This window comes from Paludibaculum fermentans (genome assembly GCF_015277775.1).
Lineage (GTDB): Bacteria > Acidobacteriota > Terriglobia > Bryobacterales > Bryobacteraceae > Paludibaculum > Paludibaculum fermentans.
Window position 1 is genome coordinate 272,231 of the sequence record NZ_CP063849.1, and the last position, 18,463, is coordinate 290,693.

The 18,463-nt window shown below is 62.6% G+C and carries 12 protein-coding genes; 10 read left to right on the top strand and 2 right to left on the bottom strand.

Annotation, left to right across the window (positions count from 1 at the left end; all coding sequences use genetic code 11):
- Positions 1-38: 38 nt before the first annotated feature.
- Positions 39-2,039, top strand: a complete 2,001-nt coding sequence (locus IRI77_RS01030; RefSeq protein ID WP_194450239.1) for a S9 family peptidase — start codon at positions 39-41, stop codon at positions 2,037-2,039.
- A gap of 7 nt (positions 2,040-2,046) precedes the next feature.
- Here IRI77_RS01030 and IRI77_RS01035 read toward each other — a convergent pair whose 3' ends face one another.
- Complete coding sequence (locus IRI77_RS01035; protein WP_194450240.1) at positions 2,047-2,634, bottom strand: YdcF family protein; 588 nt, start codon at positions 2,632-2,634, stop codon at positions 2,047-2,049.
- A 23-nt stretch (positions 2,635-2,657) separates the two neighbouring features.
- Here IRI77_RS01035 and IRI77_RS01040 point away from each other — a divergent pair, with 23 nt between their 5' ends.
- On the top strand, positions 2,658-3,449 hold the full coding sequence (locus IRI77_RS01040; RefSeq protein ID WP_194450241.1) for a TrmH family RNA methyltransferase: 792 nt from the start codon (positions 2,658-2,660) through the stop codon (positions 3,447-3,449).
- A complete protein-coding gene (locus IRI77_RS01045; RefSeq protein ID WP_228486544.1) occupies positions 3,446-4,768 on the top strand; it encodes a replication-associated recombination protein A in 1,323 nt (440 codons plus the stop codon). Before IRI77_RS01040 ends, IRI77_RS01045 begins: the two co-directional genes overlap by 4 nt.
- On the opposite strand, the gene IRI77_RS01050 is transcribed toward IRI77_RS01045, so the two are convergent.
- Positions 4,740-5,180, bottom strand: coding sequence for a RidA family protein (locus IRI77_RS01050; protein ID WP_194450242.1), 441 nt, complete (start codon positions 5,178-5,180; stop codon positions 4,740-4,742). The two genes, IRI77_RS01045 and IRI77_RS01050, sit on opposite strands and share 29 nt — an antisense overlap.
- A 122-nt stretch (positions 5,181-5,302) precedes the next feature.
- On the opposite strand from IRI77_RS01050, the gene IRI77_RS01055 reads away from it, so the two are divergent.
- The 7 genes from IRI77_RS01055 (at position 5,303) to IRI77_RS01085 (ending at position 18,458) form a co-directional block, all read left to right on the top strand.
- Positions 5,303-5,671, top strand: coding sequence for a PilZ domain-containing protein (locus IRI77_RS01055; RefSeq protein WP_194450243.1), 369 nt, complete (start codon positions 5,303-5,305; stop codon positions 5,669-5,671).
- A 465-nt stretch (positions 5,672-6,136) separates the two neighbouring features.
- Complete coding sequence (locus tag IRI77_RS01060) at positions 6,137-9,535, top strand: TonB-dependent receptor (RefSeq protein ID WP_194450244.1); 3,399 nt, start codon at positions 6,137-6,139, stop codon at positions 9,533-9,535.
- 153 nt (positions 9,536-9,688) lie between these two features.
- Entirely contained in the window at positions 9,689-11,095 is a 1,407-nt protein-coding gene (locus IRI77_RS01065) for a uroporphyrinogen decarboxylase family protein (protein ID WP_194450245.1), read from the top strand.
- Between the two features lie 100 nt (positions 11,096-11,195).
- On the top strand, positions 11,196-12,047 hold the full coding sequence (locus IRI77_RS01070; RefSeq protein WP_194450246.1) for a PEP-CTERM sorting domain-containing protein: 852 nt from the start codon (positions 11,196-11,198) through the stop codon (positions 12,045-12,047).
- An 88-nt stretch (positions 12,048-12,135) separates the two neighbouring features.
- Positions 12,136-14,760 carry an aconitate hydratase AcnA gene (gene acnA, locus IRI77_RS01075; RefSeq protein WP_323745306.1) on the top strand — a complete coding sequence of 875 codons (2,625 nt, stop codon included), beginning with the start codon at positions 12,136-12,138 and terminating at the stop codon, positions 14,758-14,760.
- A 191-nt stretch (positions 14,761-14,951) separates the two neighbouring features.
- Complete coding sequence (locus IRI77_RS01080) at positions 14,952-17,657, top strand: ABC transporter permease (protein WP_194450247.1); 2,706 nt, start codon at positions 14,952-14,954, stop codon at positions 17,655-17,657.
- A gap of 63 nt (positions 17,658-17,720) precedes the next feature.
- Positions 17,721-18,458: a hypothetical protein gene (locus IRI77_RS01085; protein ID WP_194450248.1), complete on the top strand. Its 738-nt coding sequence runs from the start codon at positions 17,721-17,723 to the stop codon at positions 18,456-18,458.
- Positions 18,459-18,463 lie beyond the last annotated feature (5 nt).

The window sequence follows — 18,463 nt, forward strand, 5'->3', positions numbered from 1 at the left end:
GGTTGTGCCTGGCCGGGGGAAGCGCGCAGAATAGGCGAATGGCGCGTTTTGCCCTCCGCTTCTCCCGTCCTGCTGCTTTCGCTTTCCTGGTGATTGGTGCGCTTGCGCAAGCGGCCGATTTACCCAAGGTCCCTTCGATCGAGCAGTCGTTGAATTTCTCCGCCCCGGGTTCGGTGCGCATCTCTCCGGACGGCCAGATGGTGGTCTACACCGCGGGCTTTGCGAACTGGGAGGACAACGAGTTCCGGACCCAGGTCTGGCTGGCGAAGGCGGCCGGCGGCGCCCCTCTGCAGTTGACTCAGAACGCCAAAGGGGCCTCGGCGCCGCAATGGTCGCCCGACGGGAAGTGGATTTCGTTCGTCGCCAACAGGGATGGCAAGAAGCACATCTGGCTGATTGCGCCGCAGGGCGGGGAAGCCTGGCAGTTGACCTCAGGCGAGGCCGAGGTCCAGGCGTATGAGTGGTCGCCCGATGGGAAGAAGATCGCGTTCACTTCCTCTGGCGCGGAGTCCAAGACACTCAAGGACCGGAAAGAGAAGTATGGAGAGTACGAGGTGGTGGGCGGCGATTATACCTACACCCACCTTTACGTGGCCGAGTTGCCAGCCGAAGTGGGCGGCAAAGCCAAAGCGGAGGCGTTGACCTCCGGGGATGGCTTCACGGTCAACGAGTTCTCGTGGTCGCCCGATTCCACTCGCATCGCCTTCAGCGCCCCAAAGGACGTTGACCTGAGTCATGGGGACACCGCGGACATTTATGTATTGAATGTGAAGGACAAGGGGTTGAAGAAGCTGGTGGATGCTCCGGGTCCGGACAGCAATCCGCACTGGTCGCCCGATGGGAAGTGGATCGCTTACGAGACCGCGAATGGAGAGCCGTTCTACTACTTCAAGAACTCGCGGCTGGCCGCGGTATCCGCCGAGGGTGGTCCGATCCGGCTGCTGACTTCCAATTTTGACGAAGAGCCGTCCCTCATCGACTGGACGGACGATGGCATCTGGTTCAGCGGGTTGCAGAAGACGGCTGTCACGGTCTTCCTGCTCGACCCCAAGCAGGGGACCTACCGGGCCGCGTTTGGGGATGCCCGGTTCCTGCCGGGTACGCCCTCGTTCAGCAAAGACCGGCGCTGGATGGCGTTCACCGGATCGGCCCTGGACGATTTCACGGAAGTTTATCTATCGCCTGTCGCGCCCTTCGAACCCAAGGCGCTGACCAGCTACCGCGACCAGTATAAGGAGTTCCGGTTGGCGACCAGTGAGGTGATCTCCTGGAAGTCGAAGGACGATACGGTGATTGAAGGGGTGCTGATCAAGCCGGCCGATTTTCAAGCCGGCAAGCAGTATCCCTTGCTCGTGGTAATCCACGGCGGGCCGACCGGCGTCGACCGGCCTTACCGCGCGGCGGACCGCTACTACCCGGTGGAGCAGTTCGCCGCGAAGGGAGCGATCATCCTGCGGCCCAACTATCGCGGTTCCGCCGGCTATGGCGAGGAGTTTCGATCGCTCAACGTCCGCAACCTGGGCGTAGGTGACGCGTGGGACGTGTTGAGCGGAGTGGATTCGTTAGTGGCCCAAGGCATGGTGGATCCTGAGCGGGTAGGCTGCATGGGCTGGAGCCAGGGCGGCTACATCAGCGCCTTTCTCACTACGGGCAGCGACCGGTTCAAGGCCATCAGCGTGGGCGCCGGCATCAGCGACTGGATGACGTATTACGTCAACACGGACATTCATCCCTTTACGCGCCAGTATTTGAAAGCCACACCCTGGGAGGATCCGGAGATCTACCGCAAGACCTCGCCGATTACGAACATCAAGCAAGCGCGGACGCCCACCCTGATCCAGCATGGGGGCAACGACCAGCGCGTACCGCTACCGAACGCGTATGAGTTGTACCAGGGGCTGAAGGATCAGGGCGTGGAAGCCCGCCTGGTGGTGTACAAGGGCTTTGGGCACGGGATCAACAAGCCCAAGCAGCAGCGTCACGTGATGGAAGATAACCTGGCCTGGTTCACCAAGTGGATCTGGGGGGAAGGGCAGTAGGCCGGACCTAGATATTGATGCCCATGCGCCAGAGCAGGTAGCCCACCGCCTGACGGACATAGAGCCACTGCTCTTTCCACGTGCCCTGCGGACGGTAAGGACGGGGTGAGCCGTAGACCTTCATGCCTTCGTGCTGCAGGATCCGTTTGGCCCGAAAGATGTGATAGCCGTCGCTGACGACGATGGCCGAGACGAGGTTCATGCGGCGCATGATCTCGCTCACCGCCAACAGGCTGCGTACGGTGGAGTCGCCTTCGCCTTCCACGACGATCGCCTCGGCAGCGATGCCGCGCCGCACCAGGTAATCGCGGCCCACCTGGCCTTCAGTGAACTGCTGGTCGCCTCCGGCTCCGCCGGTGGTCAGGATCAGGTTGGACTGGCCCTTCTGGTAGAGGTCGAAGGCGTGATCGAGGCGGGCCTTCAGGACGGGAGACGGACGGCCGTTGTATTCCGCCGCGCCGAGGACGACGATGATGTCCGCCTTCTGGGAGTCGTCGATGACGGACTGCCCCTCGATCTCCTTGGCCAGAATGACGAGATACGTCGCCAAGGGCAGACCGATGACCAGAATTGCAATGGCAATGAGCCGCCTCATCGTACGATATTGATTCTAGCGTTATGTCCCGTGCAGAAGTTATCACCAGTGCGCGCAATCCTCTGCTGAAGGAGGTCCGCCGGGCGCTGTCCCGGGGTACGCTAACCGCTGATGGGCTGTGTGTTGCCGAGACTTTCCACCTGTTGGAAGAGGCGCTGCGATCGGGGTTGGAGACGCCGGTGGTGGTGGCCTCGGACAGCGTGCGCGGCGTGGTGGAACGGCATGTGGGCAAGCTGCATGGGGTGCGCCTGATCACGGTGCCGGACGCGGTCTTCCAGGAGGTTTCGGCGACGGAGACGGCCCAGGGTGTATTGGCGCTGGTGCGTCCCCCGCAGTGGACGATGGAACATGTCCTGCGGGGCCATTCCCTGGTGGTCATTTTGGATGGTGTTCAGGATCCGGGCAACGCCGGGGCGATTGTGCGGGCCGCGGAGGCCTTTGGCGCGACGGGGTTGCTGTTGCTGAAGGGGACCGTAAGTCCCTGGAATGCGAAGACATTGCGCGCGAGCGCGGGATCGTTGTTCCGGGTGCCGTTCCTGGAGGGCGTGGCGCCCGACCTGGCCCGGAAAGCCGTGGCCCAGCACAAGATGGAGGTGTTTGTGGCGGTGCCGCGCGCGTCGCTCAGCCTGAAGGATGCGGCGCTGGATGGGCGCTGCGCGCTGGTCATTGGAAGTGAAGGGCGCGGTGTGAGCAAAGAGATGGAAGGGGCGGGGTTGAGCCTGCACATTCCTACTACGGGCGTAGAAAGCCTGAATGCGGCGATGGCGGCGGGGATCCTGTTGTATGAGGCCTGGCGCCAAAGGACGGTAAAGTGAGCCTGTTTGACGCGGCTCCGGGCCTGCAGGACAACGCGCCGCGGCCCTTGGCGGAGCGGATGCGGCCGGAGACCCTGGACGGCTATGTCGGCCAGGAGCACATCCTGGGTCCGGGCAAGCCGCTGCGCGTGCAGATCGAGAAGGACCGGCTGACGTCGATTATCCTGTGGGGCCCGCCGGGCGTCGGGAAGACGACGCTGGCGAGCCTGGTTGCGCGGCAAACGAAGTGCGCGTTCATCCCGTTCAGCGCCGTGCTGAGCGGAATCAAAGAGATCAAGGGCGTCATGGTGGAGGCGGAGCGGAACCGGCGGCAGGGGCTGCGCACGGTACTGTTCGTCGATGAGATCCACCGGTTCAACAAGGCGCAGCAGGACGCGTTCCTGCCGTATGTGGAGCGCGGCGACATCATCCTCATCGGCGCGACGACGGAAAACCCCTCGTTTGAGGTCATCTCGGCGCTGTTGTCGCGGTCAAAAGTGTACGCACTGCGCGCTTTGACTTTAGAGGAGTTAGTACTACTACTGCGGCGGGCGCTGCCGGTGGTGGGCATTGAGGCGGAAGACGACCTGCTGGAGCAGATCGGGGCGTATGCCGGCGGCGATGCCCGGACGGCCTACAACATCCTGGAAATTGCGGCGGCGGCGAGTGAGAGCGGCAAGCTGGAACGGCAGGCGGTGGAGGATGCCGTGGAGCGCAAGATGCTGCTCTACGACAAGGGCGGGGAAGAGCACTTCAACCTCGTATCGGCGCTCCACAAGAGTGTGCGGTCGTCGGATCCAGATGCGGCGTTGTACTGGCTGGCGCGTATGCTGGAGGCGGGCGAGGATCGGATGTACCTGGCGCGGCGCCTGGTGCGGATGGCGGTGGAGGATGTGGGGCTGGCGGATCCGCGCGCGGCGGAGCAGGCCATCGCCTGCATGCAAACCGTTCATTTCCTGGGTGTTCCGGAAGGAGACCAGGCGTTGGCCCAGGCCGCGGTCTATCTGGCCGTTGCGCCCAAATCCGATGCCGGATACCGGGCCTTGAACGCGGCCCGCGAGTTTGTGCGGAACAATGCCGCATTTCCGGTACCGATGCACTTGCGCAACGCGCCGACCCGGGCCATGAAAGAGTGGGGCTATTCGAAGGGGTATGAGCACGCGCACGCCAACGCAGCCGGACTGACCGGGATGGACTGCCTGCCGGACGGCATGGAAGGCATTAAATTCTATGAACCTTCGGCCCGCGGAACCGAGGCTCGCATTAAGGATCGCTTAGAAGAGATCAGAAAATGGGTCGCTGAACAGCGTTCTAGCGAGCCGGACGCTTCCAAGCCGTGAGGGTGATCTCGATTTTGGCGGTACCAACCAACTTGGCTACCCCAACTGTAGTACGGGCTGGACGCGGCTCAGGGAAGTACTTCGTGTAGACCGCGTTCATACGTGAAAAGAGTTCCATGTCGGTGAGGTAGACCTGGGCGGAGACAACGTCTTCTATGGTGTAGCCGCCTTTTTTGAGGATTTCGTTGGCTGCGTCGAGGGCCGCTTTTACTTCATCTTCAAAGTTTTCAGGGATTTTGCCGTCCTTGGTGCGGCCCACCTGACCGGAGCAGTAGAGGGTGTCGCCGGCGCGGATTCCGGGGGAGAACGGGCCCGAGGCCGAGGCGCCATCCGGTACTACGGCGACCTTGTCGGCGCCCGAAAGGACCAGGGACCCGGAGAGGGCTAGTACACAAAGAATGAGGGAACGCATACGGAAGATGATACCCGACTGTCACATGGAGTGATGGTACCGGCGTACCCCCCTCAATTAAAACCAACACCCCATTGAACTTAGGTAGCGGTTCGAGCAACTATGCAGTGTGGGCTTTAGCCATGAACTTTATCGGATCAGAACCAATCATCCCCGGTAAGAGGGGCAAGACGGATCGCAGGGCGTCGGACCGCTTTCCCATTGAACGCGAGCTAAGATTCAAACTCATCAGCAAGAGGCTTGGTGATGAGGCCGGTGCGGGAACCACCGTTAACTTAAGTAGCGGCGGCGTGCTCTTTCAGACAGAGAAGGCGCTGATTCCAGGGAAGCGACTGGAGATGGCTATCAGTTGGCCTGCCCAATTGGACAACAAGTGCGCCCTGAAACTGGTGGCGCGCGGCCGGATCGTACGATGCGAAAAAGGCATGGCGGCCGTCGAGATCCAGCAATATGAATTTCGGACCGTAGGGGTCCACGGACTGGCTGTTTGAACTTCGTTTGATTCTCCTCACTCTCCTCTCTCAATGGCCCCGGGTATGTTCCGGGGCCATTTGTTATTGACCTCGCATTCTCAGTGCGCGCCTGCCTGCCAAGTCCCTCCGCATCCCAAGCAAGCCACCATATTCGACTTGTTCCAGGCCGTAGCGTCGTGCGGCTTCGGCCCGACATGCCCTGCTGATTCTGTTGATCTTTGGATAGCCACCCGCGAGGATGTGGCGTTCAAAGGATTGAAAATAAAGTTCTTAGCTTGCGGCAAGAGGGCCAAAGCAACGTGAATCGACTCGATTAGCTATTTAGATTGACACTTATTGAATCTCGACCGTAAACTTTGTAACACGCTGATTGTCCATCGTTGAGCAGGGGTTACCCAGGCCGGATCGATTCGCACAAGTGCTTGGGGACGTGTATGTGCCGAAGCGATGGGCAGAGACTGAATCGCTAAGCAGGGAGATTCAATGCAACCATCGTTTTCCGGGCTCGTCCGGGGCCAGTTTCTCGTACTGGCACTGATTGCCGCCTGTGGATTTGCTGCGTTTGGGCAGGATGCCACGGGTCGTGTCGTGGGTGTCGTAACAGACGAGAGCGGCGCTGTCGTTCCAGAGGTAAAGATCACTGTTACAAATTCAAACACTGGTGTGGCCAAATCAACGGTTACGGGGCCGGATGGTGTTTATCAGGTGGTTCTGCTGCCGGTTGGGTCCTACACTGTTACGGCCGAGAAGCCGGGGTTCCGCAAGACCGTGACGGAGACGCAACCGCTCTCCATCAATCAGTCGTTGCGGTTCGACCTGAAGCTGGAGGTTGGACAGACGACGGAGACGGTGCAGGTGGAGGCGACGGCGTCAGGCGTGGAAACGGTGAACTCGACGTTGTCGCAGACGGTAACGGGTTCGCAGATTACGGCTATGCCTTTGAACGGCCGGAATGTGTTGGACCTGGCGTTGCTGCAGCCTGGGGTGACGCCCTCGTCGCCCGGTTCGGCCGGCTCGCTGGGTTTCAATATCTCGGGCGGGCGGCGCGATTCCGTCACCTTCATTCTGGACGGCGGGACGAACAACAACCTGTTGGACAACGGGGTGGTGCTGAATCCCAACCCTGATGCGATCGCCGAGTTCAGGATTCTCACCAGCAACTATGCGGCGGAGTATGGCCGCAATGCGGGCGGCATCGTCAGCGTGGTGACCAAATCGGGCTCCAATCAGTTCCACGGCAGCGCGTACGACTATTTGCGCAACGATGCGCTGAATTCGAATCTCTACTTCAATAATGCGGCGGGCGTGCCGCGGCCGGTTTTGAAGCGCAATCAGTATGGCGCCACATTGGGGGGCCCCGCGATCAAGGAGAAACTGTACTTCTTCTTCTCTTATCAAGGGCAGAAGCAGACACAGCAGCAGGCGATCAGCAGTGTACAGGTCTTCACGCCGGCGGAACTGACTGGGGATTTTTCGAAGTCCAATGCCGCGCGCAATGGGCCGGACTCAGCGGTGGTCAGCTTCCTGGGGCAGTTTCCCTATTTCCAGCCGAATCCAGCCTTGCGGTCGCAAGGCATCATCGACCCGACGCGCATTGATCCGGTATCGCAGAAGTACATCAAAGCCGGGCTGCTGCCGACCTCGGCCTCGGGTCAATTACTGCCGCAAGGCGGACAGAAGGCGGATTACAACGAATACACTCCCAAGATCGATTGGGTACCTGACTCCAAGGACCGTTTATCCGTCACGTTGGGCATCAACAAGGCGCCGAGCCTGCTTCCGTTCTCCGGCGTGAACGTGCCGGGATATCCAGTGAACAGCGACCGGACGCGCAAATTCGCCAGCATCGACTATGTCCGGACGTTCTCCGGATCGCTGATCAACGATCTGCGGTTCAGTGCGCAACGCAATGACGGCAAGCAGGCATTTCCGGCCACCAAACTTCCAACGGCCAAAGAGCTGGGTGTCGGAATCACGCCGGACGAATCGACGGGGCCGCCCATTCTGAGCTTCAACACCGGTATGAGCGCCGGGTTTAGCCCCCAGGGGCCCACGCGGCTGGTGGACAACACCTATATCCTGCAGGACACCGTTACGTGGATCAAGGGCCGCCACACATTCAAAGGCGGCTTCTACACCAGCGCCTACCAGAACAACACGGTTTACGACTTCTACGTCAACGGCGCGCTGTACTTCTACGGCTCAGACACGAGCGTGGGGTCGGGCAACGACTTTGCCGACTTCCTGATGGGGTTGCCGGACGAGCTACTACAGTTCCCTTCGGCGCCGTCCAATATCCGGTCGAAGCACTATTCGGGATTCTTCCAGGATGAGTGGCGAGTGAAGTCGAATCTGACGCTGACGCTGGGCGGGCGGTATGAGTACTCCCAGCCGAAGCGGGATACCCGGGGGCGGAGCTTCGCGCTGGCCCTGGGCAAGCAGTCGACCGTTTTCACGAATGCGCCGAAGGGTCTGTTGTTCCCCGGCGATCCTGGCGCGCCCGACGGAGCCAATTTCCCTGACCGGAACGATTTCGCGCCGCGCTTTGGCTTTGCGTATTCGCCGGGCAAGAGCGGCAAGACTAGCATCCGCGGCGGGTTTGGTGTGTTCTTCGATGTTCTGAAAGCAGAGGACAACCTGCAGTTCAACGGGCAGGCTCCGTTCTTCGGCTTCGCCGATCTGATCTTCGATCCGATGAGCGGTAATCCGACAGGACCCGCCACCTATTTGAGCGATCCCTTTGGTACCGCCGGCCAGCCGAATCCGTTCCCATCCAAGACACCGGCCAAGACCCTGGATTTCGATGCCGCCGGCTTCCTGCCGTTTGGCGGAGGCGGTGTGTACTTCGTGAATCCGAACCTGCGGACGCCTTATGTGATGCAGTACAACCTGAGCGTCCAGCGGGAGGTTGCGCACGACCTGGTGCTGGATGTGGCGTATGTGGGCAGCCAGAGCCGCAAGCTGACCGGGCTCTACGACAACAACCCGTTCATCCTCGGGACGAACAACCGCATGTTCAATGCGCAGGCCGGGGTGCCTTCCTATGCCTTCAGCTACCTGGACCAGTTCGACAATATCGGCAACGCTCATTACAACTCGATGCAGCTTGGCCTGAACTCGCGAGCCCGCGATGTAAGGTACCTGGGGCATATCGACTTCCTTCAGTTCAGCTACACATGGCAGAAGAGCATCGACAATGTCACCGGCTTCCGGGAATCGTCGAGCCGCGTTCCTTACTACAACCGCAACCAGTTCGTGGCGGTATCGGACTTTGACCTGACGCACAACATCAAGGTGAGCGGTAGTTGGGAACTGCCGATTGCCAAACTGAACATGCCAAAGGCCATTGTGGGCGGTTGGCGCCTGCTGCCCTTGTTCAGCTGGCGGACGGGCTTCCCCCTCGACGTGCGGTCGCCGCTGACTCGCAGCCGTACGCGGCCCGGGCCGTCCGGAGTCGGCGACAGCAACCTGGTGCGGGCTGACCTGGTGAAGGCCGGCGTGGCTACCTACGATCCGCACGCAACCCAGACGATCGCGGGACGCTCCGGGTCGTTCTATTTCGACACCACCGCGTTCTCTTCCGCCCGCTACACGGCGAGCAACTGGGATCCGGTGAACAATCCGGCACAGCGGACCTACGGCACGCTGGGGCGCAACGCCTTCCGCGGACTGGGCGCCACCAATCTGGACCTGGCCCTGGCGAAAGAGTTCCCGGTGTGGCGCGAGCGGGTGATCACCGAGTTCCGGCTGGAGGCGTTCAATGTCTTCAACCACACGCAATTCGGCACCCCGAGCACGAACATCGCGAGCTCGCAGTTCGGGATGGTGAGTAGCACGCTGGATCCTCGAATTGTCCAACTGGCGTTGAGGGTCAGGTTCTAGGCCGCACTCCTGCCGGGTCCAGGTGAAGCATGGCCGGTGCTCCTCCCGACGGAGGGGCGCCGGCCTTTCGTTTTTCCGGGTCGTCGGCAACGTGGCAGGGTGCGCCAGATTAGCAGGTTAGAAGACCTCAAAATCTGATAATTTGTTGCCAGTATGTCCAATGACCTGTCGGAACTGTATGCGCAACGGCTGCACCGCTATGTCACCGCGATGCGGAATGGGAAGCCCGACCGGGTGCCGCTGCGCCCGTTTGCGGCGGAGTTCACGGCGACCTACTCCGGATTCACCGACCAGCAGGTCACCCACGACTTCAACCAGGCCTTCGAGGCCGTCATCCGCACCTGTGCGGGTTTTGACTGGGACGCGGCGGTGCCGAACATGGTCTATGTCTGGACCGGCCTGACGCAAGCGGCGAATCTGCGCTACTACGCGACCCCCGGCATCGACGTGGGACCTGACATTGCCTTCCAGTACAGGGAGCCGGAGCAGGACAACGCGTGGATGCTGCGCGAGGAGTACGACGAACTGATCGACGATCCGGTGGGGTTCCTCTACCGGACATGGCTGCCGCGGGTCTCCGCCGACTTCGCGCTGGGGCCGTACCGGCAGAGCCTGGCACTGGTGAAGAGCACCTGGGCGATGGCGAACTACTTCAACGCGTTTGGGCCGCAGGTGGAGAGGATGCGCACGGAGACAGGGACGCCCTCAGCGATCTGCGGCATGTTGAAGGCGCCGCTGGATGTGCTGGCGGACAAGTTCCGCGGGTACCTGGGGTTGGCGTTCGACCTGATGGAGGTGCCGGAGAAAGTGGAGGCGGCTTGCCGGGCGCTGATGCCGCATCTCGCCCAGATCGCCCTGGGCAGCCTGGATCCGGCGCGCCTGGCTCCAATCCCGATCTGGATGCATCGAGGCTGTGTGCCCTTCATCTCGCGCGAGCACTTCCATTCGATCTACTGGCCCACGCTCAAGCCGATTGTCGAGGCGATCTGGGCGCGCGGGAACCAGACGTTGTTCTACGCGGAGGGGAAATGGGATGCTCACCTGGAGGCGTTCGCCGAACTGCCGGCGGGCAGCATCATTTTCCACCTGGATCGCAGCGACTTCCGGTTGGCGCATGAGAAACTGGGCCGCCGCTTTTGCCTGAGCGGCGGGGTTCCGAACAGCCTGCTGGCGTTCGGCACGCCGCAGAAAGTGAAGGAGCATTGCCGGACGCTGATCGACACCTGCGCGGGTGAAGGCGGGTTCATCATGGACGCCAGTGCGATTATGCAGAACGACGCCACGGTGGAAAATGTACAGGCAATGACCGAGTTCACCAGAGAGTACGGCCGGTACTCCCAGATCGCCTGTAGCGGCACACCGCCGGGTCCACCGGAGGATCGCCTGCCCGCGCCGGTGTGGCCGCAAGGACGGATCCCCGCCGGAGCCTGCCTCCCGTGGGCGGCCAAACTCGCCGAACTTCCGCCCATCAGCGGCGATGCCGAACTCTGCCGCAGAGTGTGGGAAGACGTTGATTCCTTAGCATATCTTTACATTTGGCACCTGGTTTTGAGTTTTTGAATCCATCCAAACGGCCAAAAACCAGTTGGATAGCCTGATCCGCGATGGACATCCGGCTGGAAGAGTGACAAACTACCTCCATAGTTCCTTGGAGGAGGAAATGCCACTCGTCCGTCTGTGTGCAATCTGGGTAATGCTCGTGTGCCTGCCTGCCTTCAGTGCGCCCCTTTATCAGGTGTACACCGGGGCGGTCTCGGCCATGGTGTCGGCTGAAGCTTTTCCTGGTGTCTCGGATGCCAAGGGTGCCCTCAAGGTCACAGGCATCCCCACTGGCGCGACCATCAAGGCCGCTTACCTCTATACCAGCGATTGGTTCTCCACCGCGCCCCTGCAGGCAAGTTTTGGGTCCAAGGACGTGGGCGGCGCAGCCCCGGCCAGTACCGACGGTCAGTTCAGCAGCTACCGTTGGGATGTCACCGATGCAATCAATGGAAACGGCAGTTACGATTTTGACCTCAGCGGAGGCTCGCAGATCTATTCCGTTGGGTTGGCTGTTGTCTATTCGACACCCGGCCACCCTGACCGGACGATCACGCTGATGGATTTTTCGAAGGAGGTCTCGGCGCCTAACAACTACGGGGCGACCGCGGGGACTCCTGAGATGAACTTGCACGTGAATAGCCCGTATGACGGTGCGGGTACGCTTTGGCTGATGACGAACGCCGACGATCCGGAGTCGACCGGCGAAGGGATCTACTTCAACGCCGCCCAGGTTGGCGGGCCCATTGATGGAAATCTGGGGCCACACAGCAGCCTGTTCCGGTTGCCGGTGCAGGTCCGCTCCGGTGAGAACCGGATGTCGCTGACCTCCCAGGGGGACTGGTATGGCTGGTCGCTGGCCATTCTGGATGCTCCGGGCGCCGCGGATATTCCCACACCGGAACCGGCCAGCTTCACCCTGGCCCTGGTCGGCCTGGTTGCTTTGGCTCTCTATCGCCGCCGCCGTTCCTAATTGTTTGTCCGCTCCCGCCTCTTAACCTGCGTCCGGAGCGCCGCTGCACCTCCAAAAGGCGCTCCGGGCAGGTAAACTGGAGATATCCATGAACAGCGTGAATTCCTTCGGCAGCGCTGCGGCCCTTCGTGTGGGCGGCCGCGACTATCAGATTCATCGGCTTGCGGCCCTGGGCGCCGCCGGCTACGACCTGAAACGGATCCCTTACAGCATCAAAGTCCTGCTTGAGAACCTGCTGCGCCAGGAAGACGGCGTGGTGGTGAGGAAGAGTGACATCGAGTACGTCGCCAAGTGGGATCCGGCCGGCCGTGCCGAAGAGATCCAGTTCATGCCGGCGCGGGTCATTTTGCAGGACTTCACCGGCGTTCCCTGCGTGGTCGACCTGGCCGCCATGCGTGACGCGCTGGCGAAGATGGGTGCTGATCCGCAAAAGGCGAACCCGTTGATTCCCGTGGACCTCGTCATTGACCATTCCGTGCAGGTCGATGAATTCGGCAACGCGAAGGCGTTCGACCAGAACGTGCTACTGGAATACCAGCGCAACTCCGAGCGCTATTCGCTGCTCCGCTGGGCCCAGAAGGCCTTCTCGAACTTCCGCGCCGTGCCGCCCGGCACCGGAATTGTGCACCAGGTGAACCTGGAATACCTTGCTCCGGTTGTGTTTACGAAGTCGGAGAACGGTGCGACGTTCGCGTATCCCGACACTGTGGTCGGCACTGACTCGCACACGACGATGATCAACGGTCTCGGAGTCGTCGGCTGGGGCGTCGGCGGGATTGAAGCCGAGGCCTGCATGCTGGGCCAGCCGGTGTCGATGCTGCTGCCCCAGGTGGTGGGCTTCAAGCTCCACGGCAAACTGCGCGAAGGCGTCACCGCGACCGACCTGGTGCTCACCGTGGTCCAGATGCTGCGCAAGAAGGGCGTCGTGGGCAAGTTCGTCGAATTCTATGGACCCGGCGTGCTCGACCTGCCGTTGGCCGACCGTGCCACGATCGCCAACATGGGCCCCGAGTATGGCGCCACCATCGGCGTCTTCCCGGTGGACGCGCAGACGCTCGCTTACCTGCGCATGTCGAACCGGCCCAAGGACCTCATTGAGCTGGTGGAGGCCTACTACACCGAGCAGGGCATGTTCCTCACGGCGAATTCGCCGGATCCGGTGTTCACCGACACCCTGGAGCTCGACCTCGCCAGTGTTGTGCCGTCCATGGCTGGCCCCAAGCGCCCGCAGGATCGGTTGACACTACCCCAGGTGAAGGACAACTTCCTGGCCACGCTGACTGAGCCCAAGCGCGAGAACCCTGTTGTCAGCGACGGCGCGGTGGTCATCGCGGCCATTACCAGCTGTACCAATACTTCGAACCCTTCGGTGATGCTTGGCGCGGGTCTTGTCGCCAAGAAGGCTGTCGAGAAGGGGCTGGAAGTGAAGCCCTGGGTCAAGACGTCGCTGGCGCCCGGCTCCAAGGTGGTCACCGACTACCTCAAGGAAGCCGGCCTGATGCCTTACCTCGAAGCCCTGAAGTTCCACCTGGTGGGCTACGGCTGCACGACCTGCATCGGCAACTCCGGCCCGCTGCCGGATGCTGTGGCGAAGGAAGTGGCCGATCACAAACTGGTGGTGGCCAGCGTCCTTTCCGGCAACCGCAACTTTGAAGGCCGCGTGAATCCGCAGGTGCGCGCGAACTACCTCGCTTCGCCGCCGCTGGTGGTTGCCTACGCCCTGGCCGGCCGGGTCGACATCGACCTGACGACCGATCCCCTGGGCACCGGCAAGGACGGCCAGCCCGTCTACCTCGCCGACATCTGGCCCACCACGCAGGAAGTGCTCGACGCGGTGAACGCCAGCGTGAAGCCTGAAATGTTCGAAGCGCAGTACGGCAAGGTCTTCGAAGGCGACACGATGTGGCAATCGGTGAAGACGCCCGAAGGCGCGACGTTCGCCTGGGATCCGGCTTCCACTTATGTGAAGCATCCGCCGTATTTTGAGTCGATGCGCGACCCGTCGGCGCCGCTGGAGGATCTGGCAGGACTGCGGGTTCTCGCCATGCTGGCCGACTCCATCACCACCGACCACATCTCCCCGGCCGGCAACATCGCGAAGGACAGCCCGGCGGCCCGTTTCCTTATGGAGCGCGGCGTCAAGCAGGTGGACTTCAACAGCTACGGCTCGCGCCGCGGCAACGACGACGTGATGGTGCGCGGCACGCTTGCCAACATCCGGCTGAAGAATGAGTTGGTACCCGGTGTCGAGGGCGGCTACACCACCCTCCAGCAGGGCGGCGACAAGGTGTCGATCTTCGATGCCAGCGCGCAGTACCTGGCCGCGGGCACGCCGCTGATGATCGTCGCGGGCAAGGAGTATGGCTCCGGATCCTCGCGCGACTGGGCCGCCAAGGGTGTGGCGCTGCTGGGCGTCAAGGCCGTGATCGCCGAGAGCTTCGAGCGCATCCACCGCTCGAACCTGGTCGGCATGGGCGTCCTCCCGCTGGAGTTCCTGAACGGCGATACCCGGCAATCCCTGGGCCTCACCGGTTTCGAGACGTTCTCAGTGGAAGGCGTCTCCGAGTCGATCGAATCCGGCTCCAAGATCGCGACCGTCAAGGCCGATGGCAAGACCTTCCAGGCGAAGGTGCGCATCGATACGCCGCGGGAAGTGGACTACTTCCGGAGTGGTGGCATCCTGCCCTACGTGCTGCGGCAACTCGCGAAGTAGCTCCCGTCAAAACCGGAACGCGGCGTTGGATCCCCTCGATCCGGCGCCGCGTTTTCCTTTGTCAGGCCGGTGCTGGTGTAACATGTGACCGCTGCTGGGGCCCGGCCCATTGACTGGCCGTCCGTGCTGCCATAGTCTAACTATGGAAGCCGACTTCCGAGGCCAAACCGCCACCTGAGAGGGACCCCCGCATGAACTGGGTGCTTGAACTGCTGCGCCGTCTTCGTTTTCGATTCCAGCGTTCGCGCTTCGACCAGGACCTGGCCGAAGAGATGCGGCTGCACCAGGATCTGCGGGCGCAGGAGCTCCAAGGCGATGGAGTGGCGGCATCCGAGGCTCGTCTGGCCGCGCGCAGGAAGTTCGGCAACGAGGCCAGGATCGGCGAGGATAGCCGCGAAGCCTGGAGTTGGATCTTCCTTGACCGCCTGCAGCAGGACCTGCGCTACGGCCTGCGGGCGTTGGCCTCGAATCCAGGCTTCACCATTACCGCCGTGCTTTCGCTTGCCCTGGGCATTGGTGCGAACACGGCCATCTTCAGCATCATCAATGCGATGATGCTGCGGACGCTGCCGGTGGAGGACCCGCAGGCATTGGTCCAGCTCAAAATGGGTGGCGGTGGTGACGACGAACTGAACACCCCGCTGTGGGAGCAGCTCCGCGACCACCAGCAATCGTTCTCCGGCACGCTCGCCTACGCCTCGGAGCGCCTGTCGCTCGGCACCCCCTCGGATGGCCGCTTCGCCCAGGGCCTCTGGGTCAGCGGAGACTTCTTCCGCGTCCTCGGCGTGCCGGCCATGCAGGGCCGGGCCTTCACGACCGATGACGATCGCTGGGGTGGCGGGACACAAGGGCCGGTCGCCGTCGTCAGCTACCGTTTCGCCCGGTCGCACTTTGCCGAGGGCCAACAGGTGGTCGGACAGACGATTCAACTCAACCGCAAGCCTTTCGTGATTGTCGGGGTCACTCCGCCGTGGTTCACCGGGCTCGACCTGGAGCAGTCCTACGACGTCGCCATCCCCATCGGCTGCCAGCCTGTCTTTCGAGCCGGCGCCACTACAGAGGATGAAATCCATCACTGGTGGCTGCGCATTATCGGCCGCGTGCCCGCCGGCCGTACTCTCAAGGAAGCAGACGAGCGCCTGCAGGCGATCACGCCGGACATCCTGAAGGCCACCACGCCGCCGGAGCAGAGCGCCCGCGACCAGGCCGAGTATCGCAAGGCCGCCTTTGAACTGCGGCCCGCCGGCCTGGGCTTTTCGGCCACGCGGACTCAATACCGCACCGCGCTTTATGTCCTGATGGGCACGGTGGGCCTGGTGCTCCTCATCGCCTGCGCCAATATCGCGAATCTTCTGCTGGCCCGGGCGGCGGCCCGCCAGCGGGAACTCTCCGTCCGCATCGCCATTGGCGCCAGCCGCCTGCGCATCATCCGGCAGTTGATGACGGAGAGTCTGCTGCTGGCGCTGATGGGCGCTGGCGGGGGATTCCTGTTCTCGCTTTGGGGCAGCCGAGCCCTGATCCGCATGCTCTCCACCTCCGCCCGGGTGGTGGATCTCGACACCTCGCCCGACCTGCGGCTGCTGGCGTTCACCATTGCCGTGGCTGGCCTCACCGCTGTCATCTTCGGCCTGGCGCCTGCCATCCGCGGCACGCGCCTGGGTGTCCACACGGCCCTGAAAGAGCAGGATCGCGGAACACTGCGCGGCACGCAGCGCATGGCCCTGGGCAAAGCCCTGGTGGCCGGCCAGGTGGCCCTCTCCCTGGTACTGTTGGCCGGCGCCGGGATGTTTGTCGTGTCGCTGCGCAATCTGCTCAACGTGGACGCCGGCTTCGACCGGAACAACGTCCTCCTCGTCGGTCTCAACCTGCAGGAAGCCGTGCCGCAGGCGCGGCGCGCGGCGCTCTACCAGGAGGTGCTCCAACGGCTGGAATCCACGCCGGGTGTCGCATCGGTGGCCAGTTCCCTGTTCCAGCCCATCGGCAGCTCGGGTTGGGCGCAAGGGGTCGAGCCGGAGGGCTTTACCCCCAAGTCCCGCCGCGATAGCCTGCTCTTTCTCAACCGCGTCTCGCCTGGCTTTTTCCGGACCTTCGGAACGGCGCTGCTGGCGGGCCGCGAGTTCAACGAACGCGATACCCTCACCGCGCCGCTGGGGTTGATCATCAACGAAACGTCCGCCCGGCAGTTCTTCGGGACCACCAACGCCGTGGGCCGCACCATCCGCATGAACAAGCCTGGCAGCCGCACGGAGAAGGACAGCTACGAAGTCGTTGGCGTCGTCAAGGACACAAAGTACAACCGCATGGACGAGGCTCCGCGCCGCATTGGCTATCTGGCTCTGTGGCAGGATCCCGAACCGGGCACCTCCATTCGACTGGCCATTCGCTCCGGCAGTTCGATAGAGACCCTCGTGCCCGCGGTGCGGGCCGCGATCCTGGGCGTGCAGCGTGACGCCGCGCTGGAGTTCAGCAGTTTCGAGGCCCGCGTGAACGACTCGCTGCTGCAGCCGCGGCTGGTCGCCGTGCTCTCTTCGATCTTCGGAGCCCTGGCGCTCCTGTTGGCCGTGGTGGGCCTATACGGCGTCACGGCCTACTCCGTCGCCCGGCGGCGCGGCGAGATCGGGATCCGGATCGCCCTGGGCGCGCAGCGCGGGTCCGTCGTCTGGCTGGTGCTGCGCGATGTCGGCGCCCTTCTGCTCGCGGGCCTGCTGGCAGGGACACTCATCTCACTCGGAGCTGGGAAACTGGTGGGGACGCTTCTGTACGGCCTGAAACCCGGCGATCCACTCGTTCTCAGCAGTGCAGCGATTCTGCTTTGTACCGTCACTGCGCTCGCCGCCTACGTGCCCGCGCGCCGCGCCGCCCGCATCGATCCGATGACCGCTTTGCGGGAGGAATAGGAACCCGCGGGGTAGAATGGGACTGAAAACTCCATTCTTTAGGAAGCAGTTGGTTCCGTATTCATGAGAGCAATTCTGGCCGTAGTGAGTCTGGCCGCGATCGCCACGGCGATGATCTACACCGCCGATCCCGGCGCCGCCGTGCGGCGCGAACCTGGCGCCTACTATGCCAAGATCATCGAGCAGCGCGCCGGTGAATCGCGCACCAGCTTCTGGGCCCGGCGCGGCGACGGCTGGCTGGCGCATACGACCTCGAAGGAGAGCAGGGAACTCCTCAGTGGAACCGGCACCGTGATCATCGTCAGCGATCAGGTGAAGGCGCGCTCGACGTTCGACCGCGTGGCCCGCGGCATTTCGCCCTTCGCTACGCCGGAATCGAACTGCATGCTCAAGTCCAATGGACTACCGGCTTCCGGCAAGCTGGCGGGAGAAACGCGCATCCAGGGCCAACGCGTACTCATGCTGCAGGAACTGCGGGGGCCGCGCGTACGCTGGACCGACTGGGCCGCGCCGGAACTGGGTTGCCTGGTGCTGCAATCGACCGGAGAAATTCGCAAGACGCCCGACGAGCCGTGGCAGCTTGCGCTGCTGCTGAAGACGGAAGAGGTCCAGGCCGGAACGTATCCGGATTGGCTCTTTGCCTTGCCCGCCGATTATCGTGAGATGAGCCCGGGGCAAGTTGTCGCTCTCATTACGAACGGCCAGGGCGGCAGTTCGGACGCGCTGCGCAGCGTGGATTCGTCCTACTACGCGAATCCCGCCCGGCTCAATGACGGGGTTCGCCAGCCAGAAGCGAAATAGTACAG

Coding starts and splice junctions, on each gene's coding strand:
- IRI77_RS01030 (WP_194450239.1), top strand. CDS start 39: ATGGCGCGTTTTGCCCTCCGCTTCTCCCGTCCTGCTGCTTTCGCTTTC.
- IRI77_RS01035 (WP_194450240.1), bottom strand. CDS start 2,634: ATGAGGCGGCTCATTGCCATTGCAATTCTGGTCATCGGTCTGCCCTTG.
- IRI77_RS01040 (WP_194450241.1), top strand. CDS start 2,658: ATGTCCCGTGCAGAAGTTATCACCAGTGCGCGCAATCCTCTGCTGAAG.
- IRI77_RS01050 (WP_194450242.1), bottom strand. CDS start 5,180: ATGCGTTCCCTCATTCTTTGTGTACTAGCCCTCTCCGGGTCCCTGGTC.
- IRI77_RS01055 (WP_194450243.1), top strand. CDS start 5,303: ATGAACTTTATCGGATCAGAACCAATCATCCCCGGTAAGAGGGGCAAG.
- IRI77_RS01060 (WP_194450244.1), top strand. CDS start 6,137: ATGCAACCATCGTTTTCCGGGCTCGTCCGGGGCCAGTTTCTCGTACTG.
- IRI77_RS01065 (WP_194450245.1), top strand. CDS start 9,689: ATGTCCAATGACCTGTCGGAACTGTATGCGCAACGGCTGCACCGCTAT.
- IRI77_RS01070 (WP_194450246.1), top strand. CDS start 11,196: ATGCCACTCGTCCGTCTGTGTGCAATCTGGGTAATGCTCGTGTGCCTG.
- acnA (WP_323745306.1), top strand. CDS start 12,136: ATGAACAGCGTGAATTCCTTCGGCAGCGCTGCGGCCCTTCGTGTGGGC.
- IRI77_RS01080 (WP_194450247.1), top strand. CDS start 14,952: ATGAACTGGGTGCTTGAACTGCTGCGCCGTCTTCGTTTTCGATTCCAG.
- IRI77_RS01085 (WP_194450248.1), top strand. CDS start 17,721: ATGAGAGCAATTCTGGCCGTAGTGAGTCTGGCCGCGATCGCCACGGCG.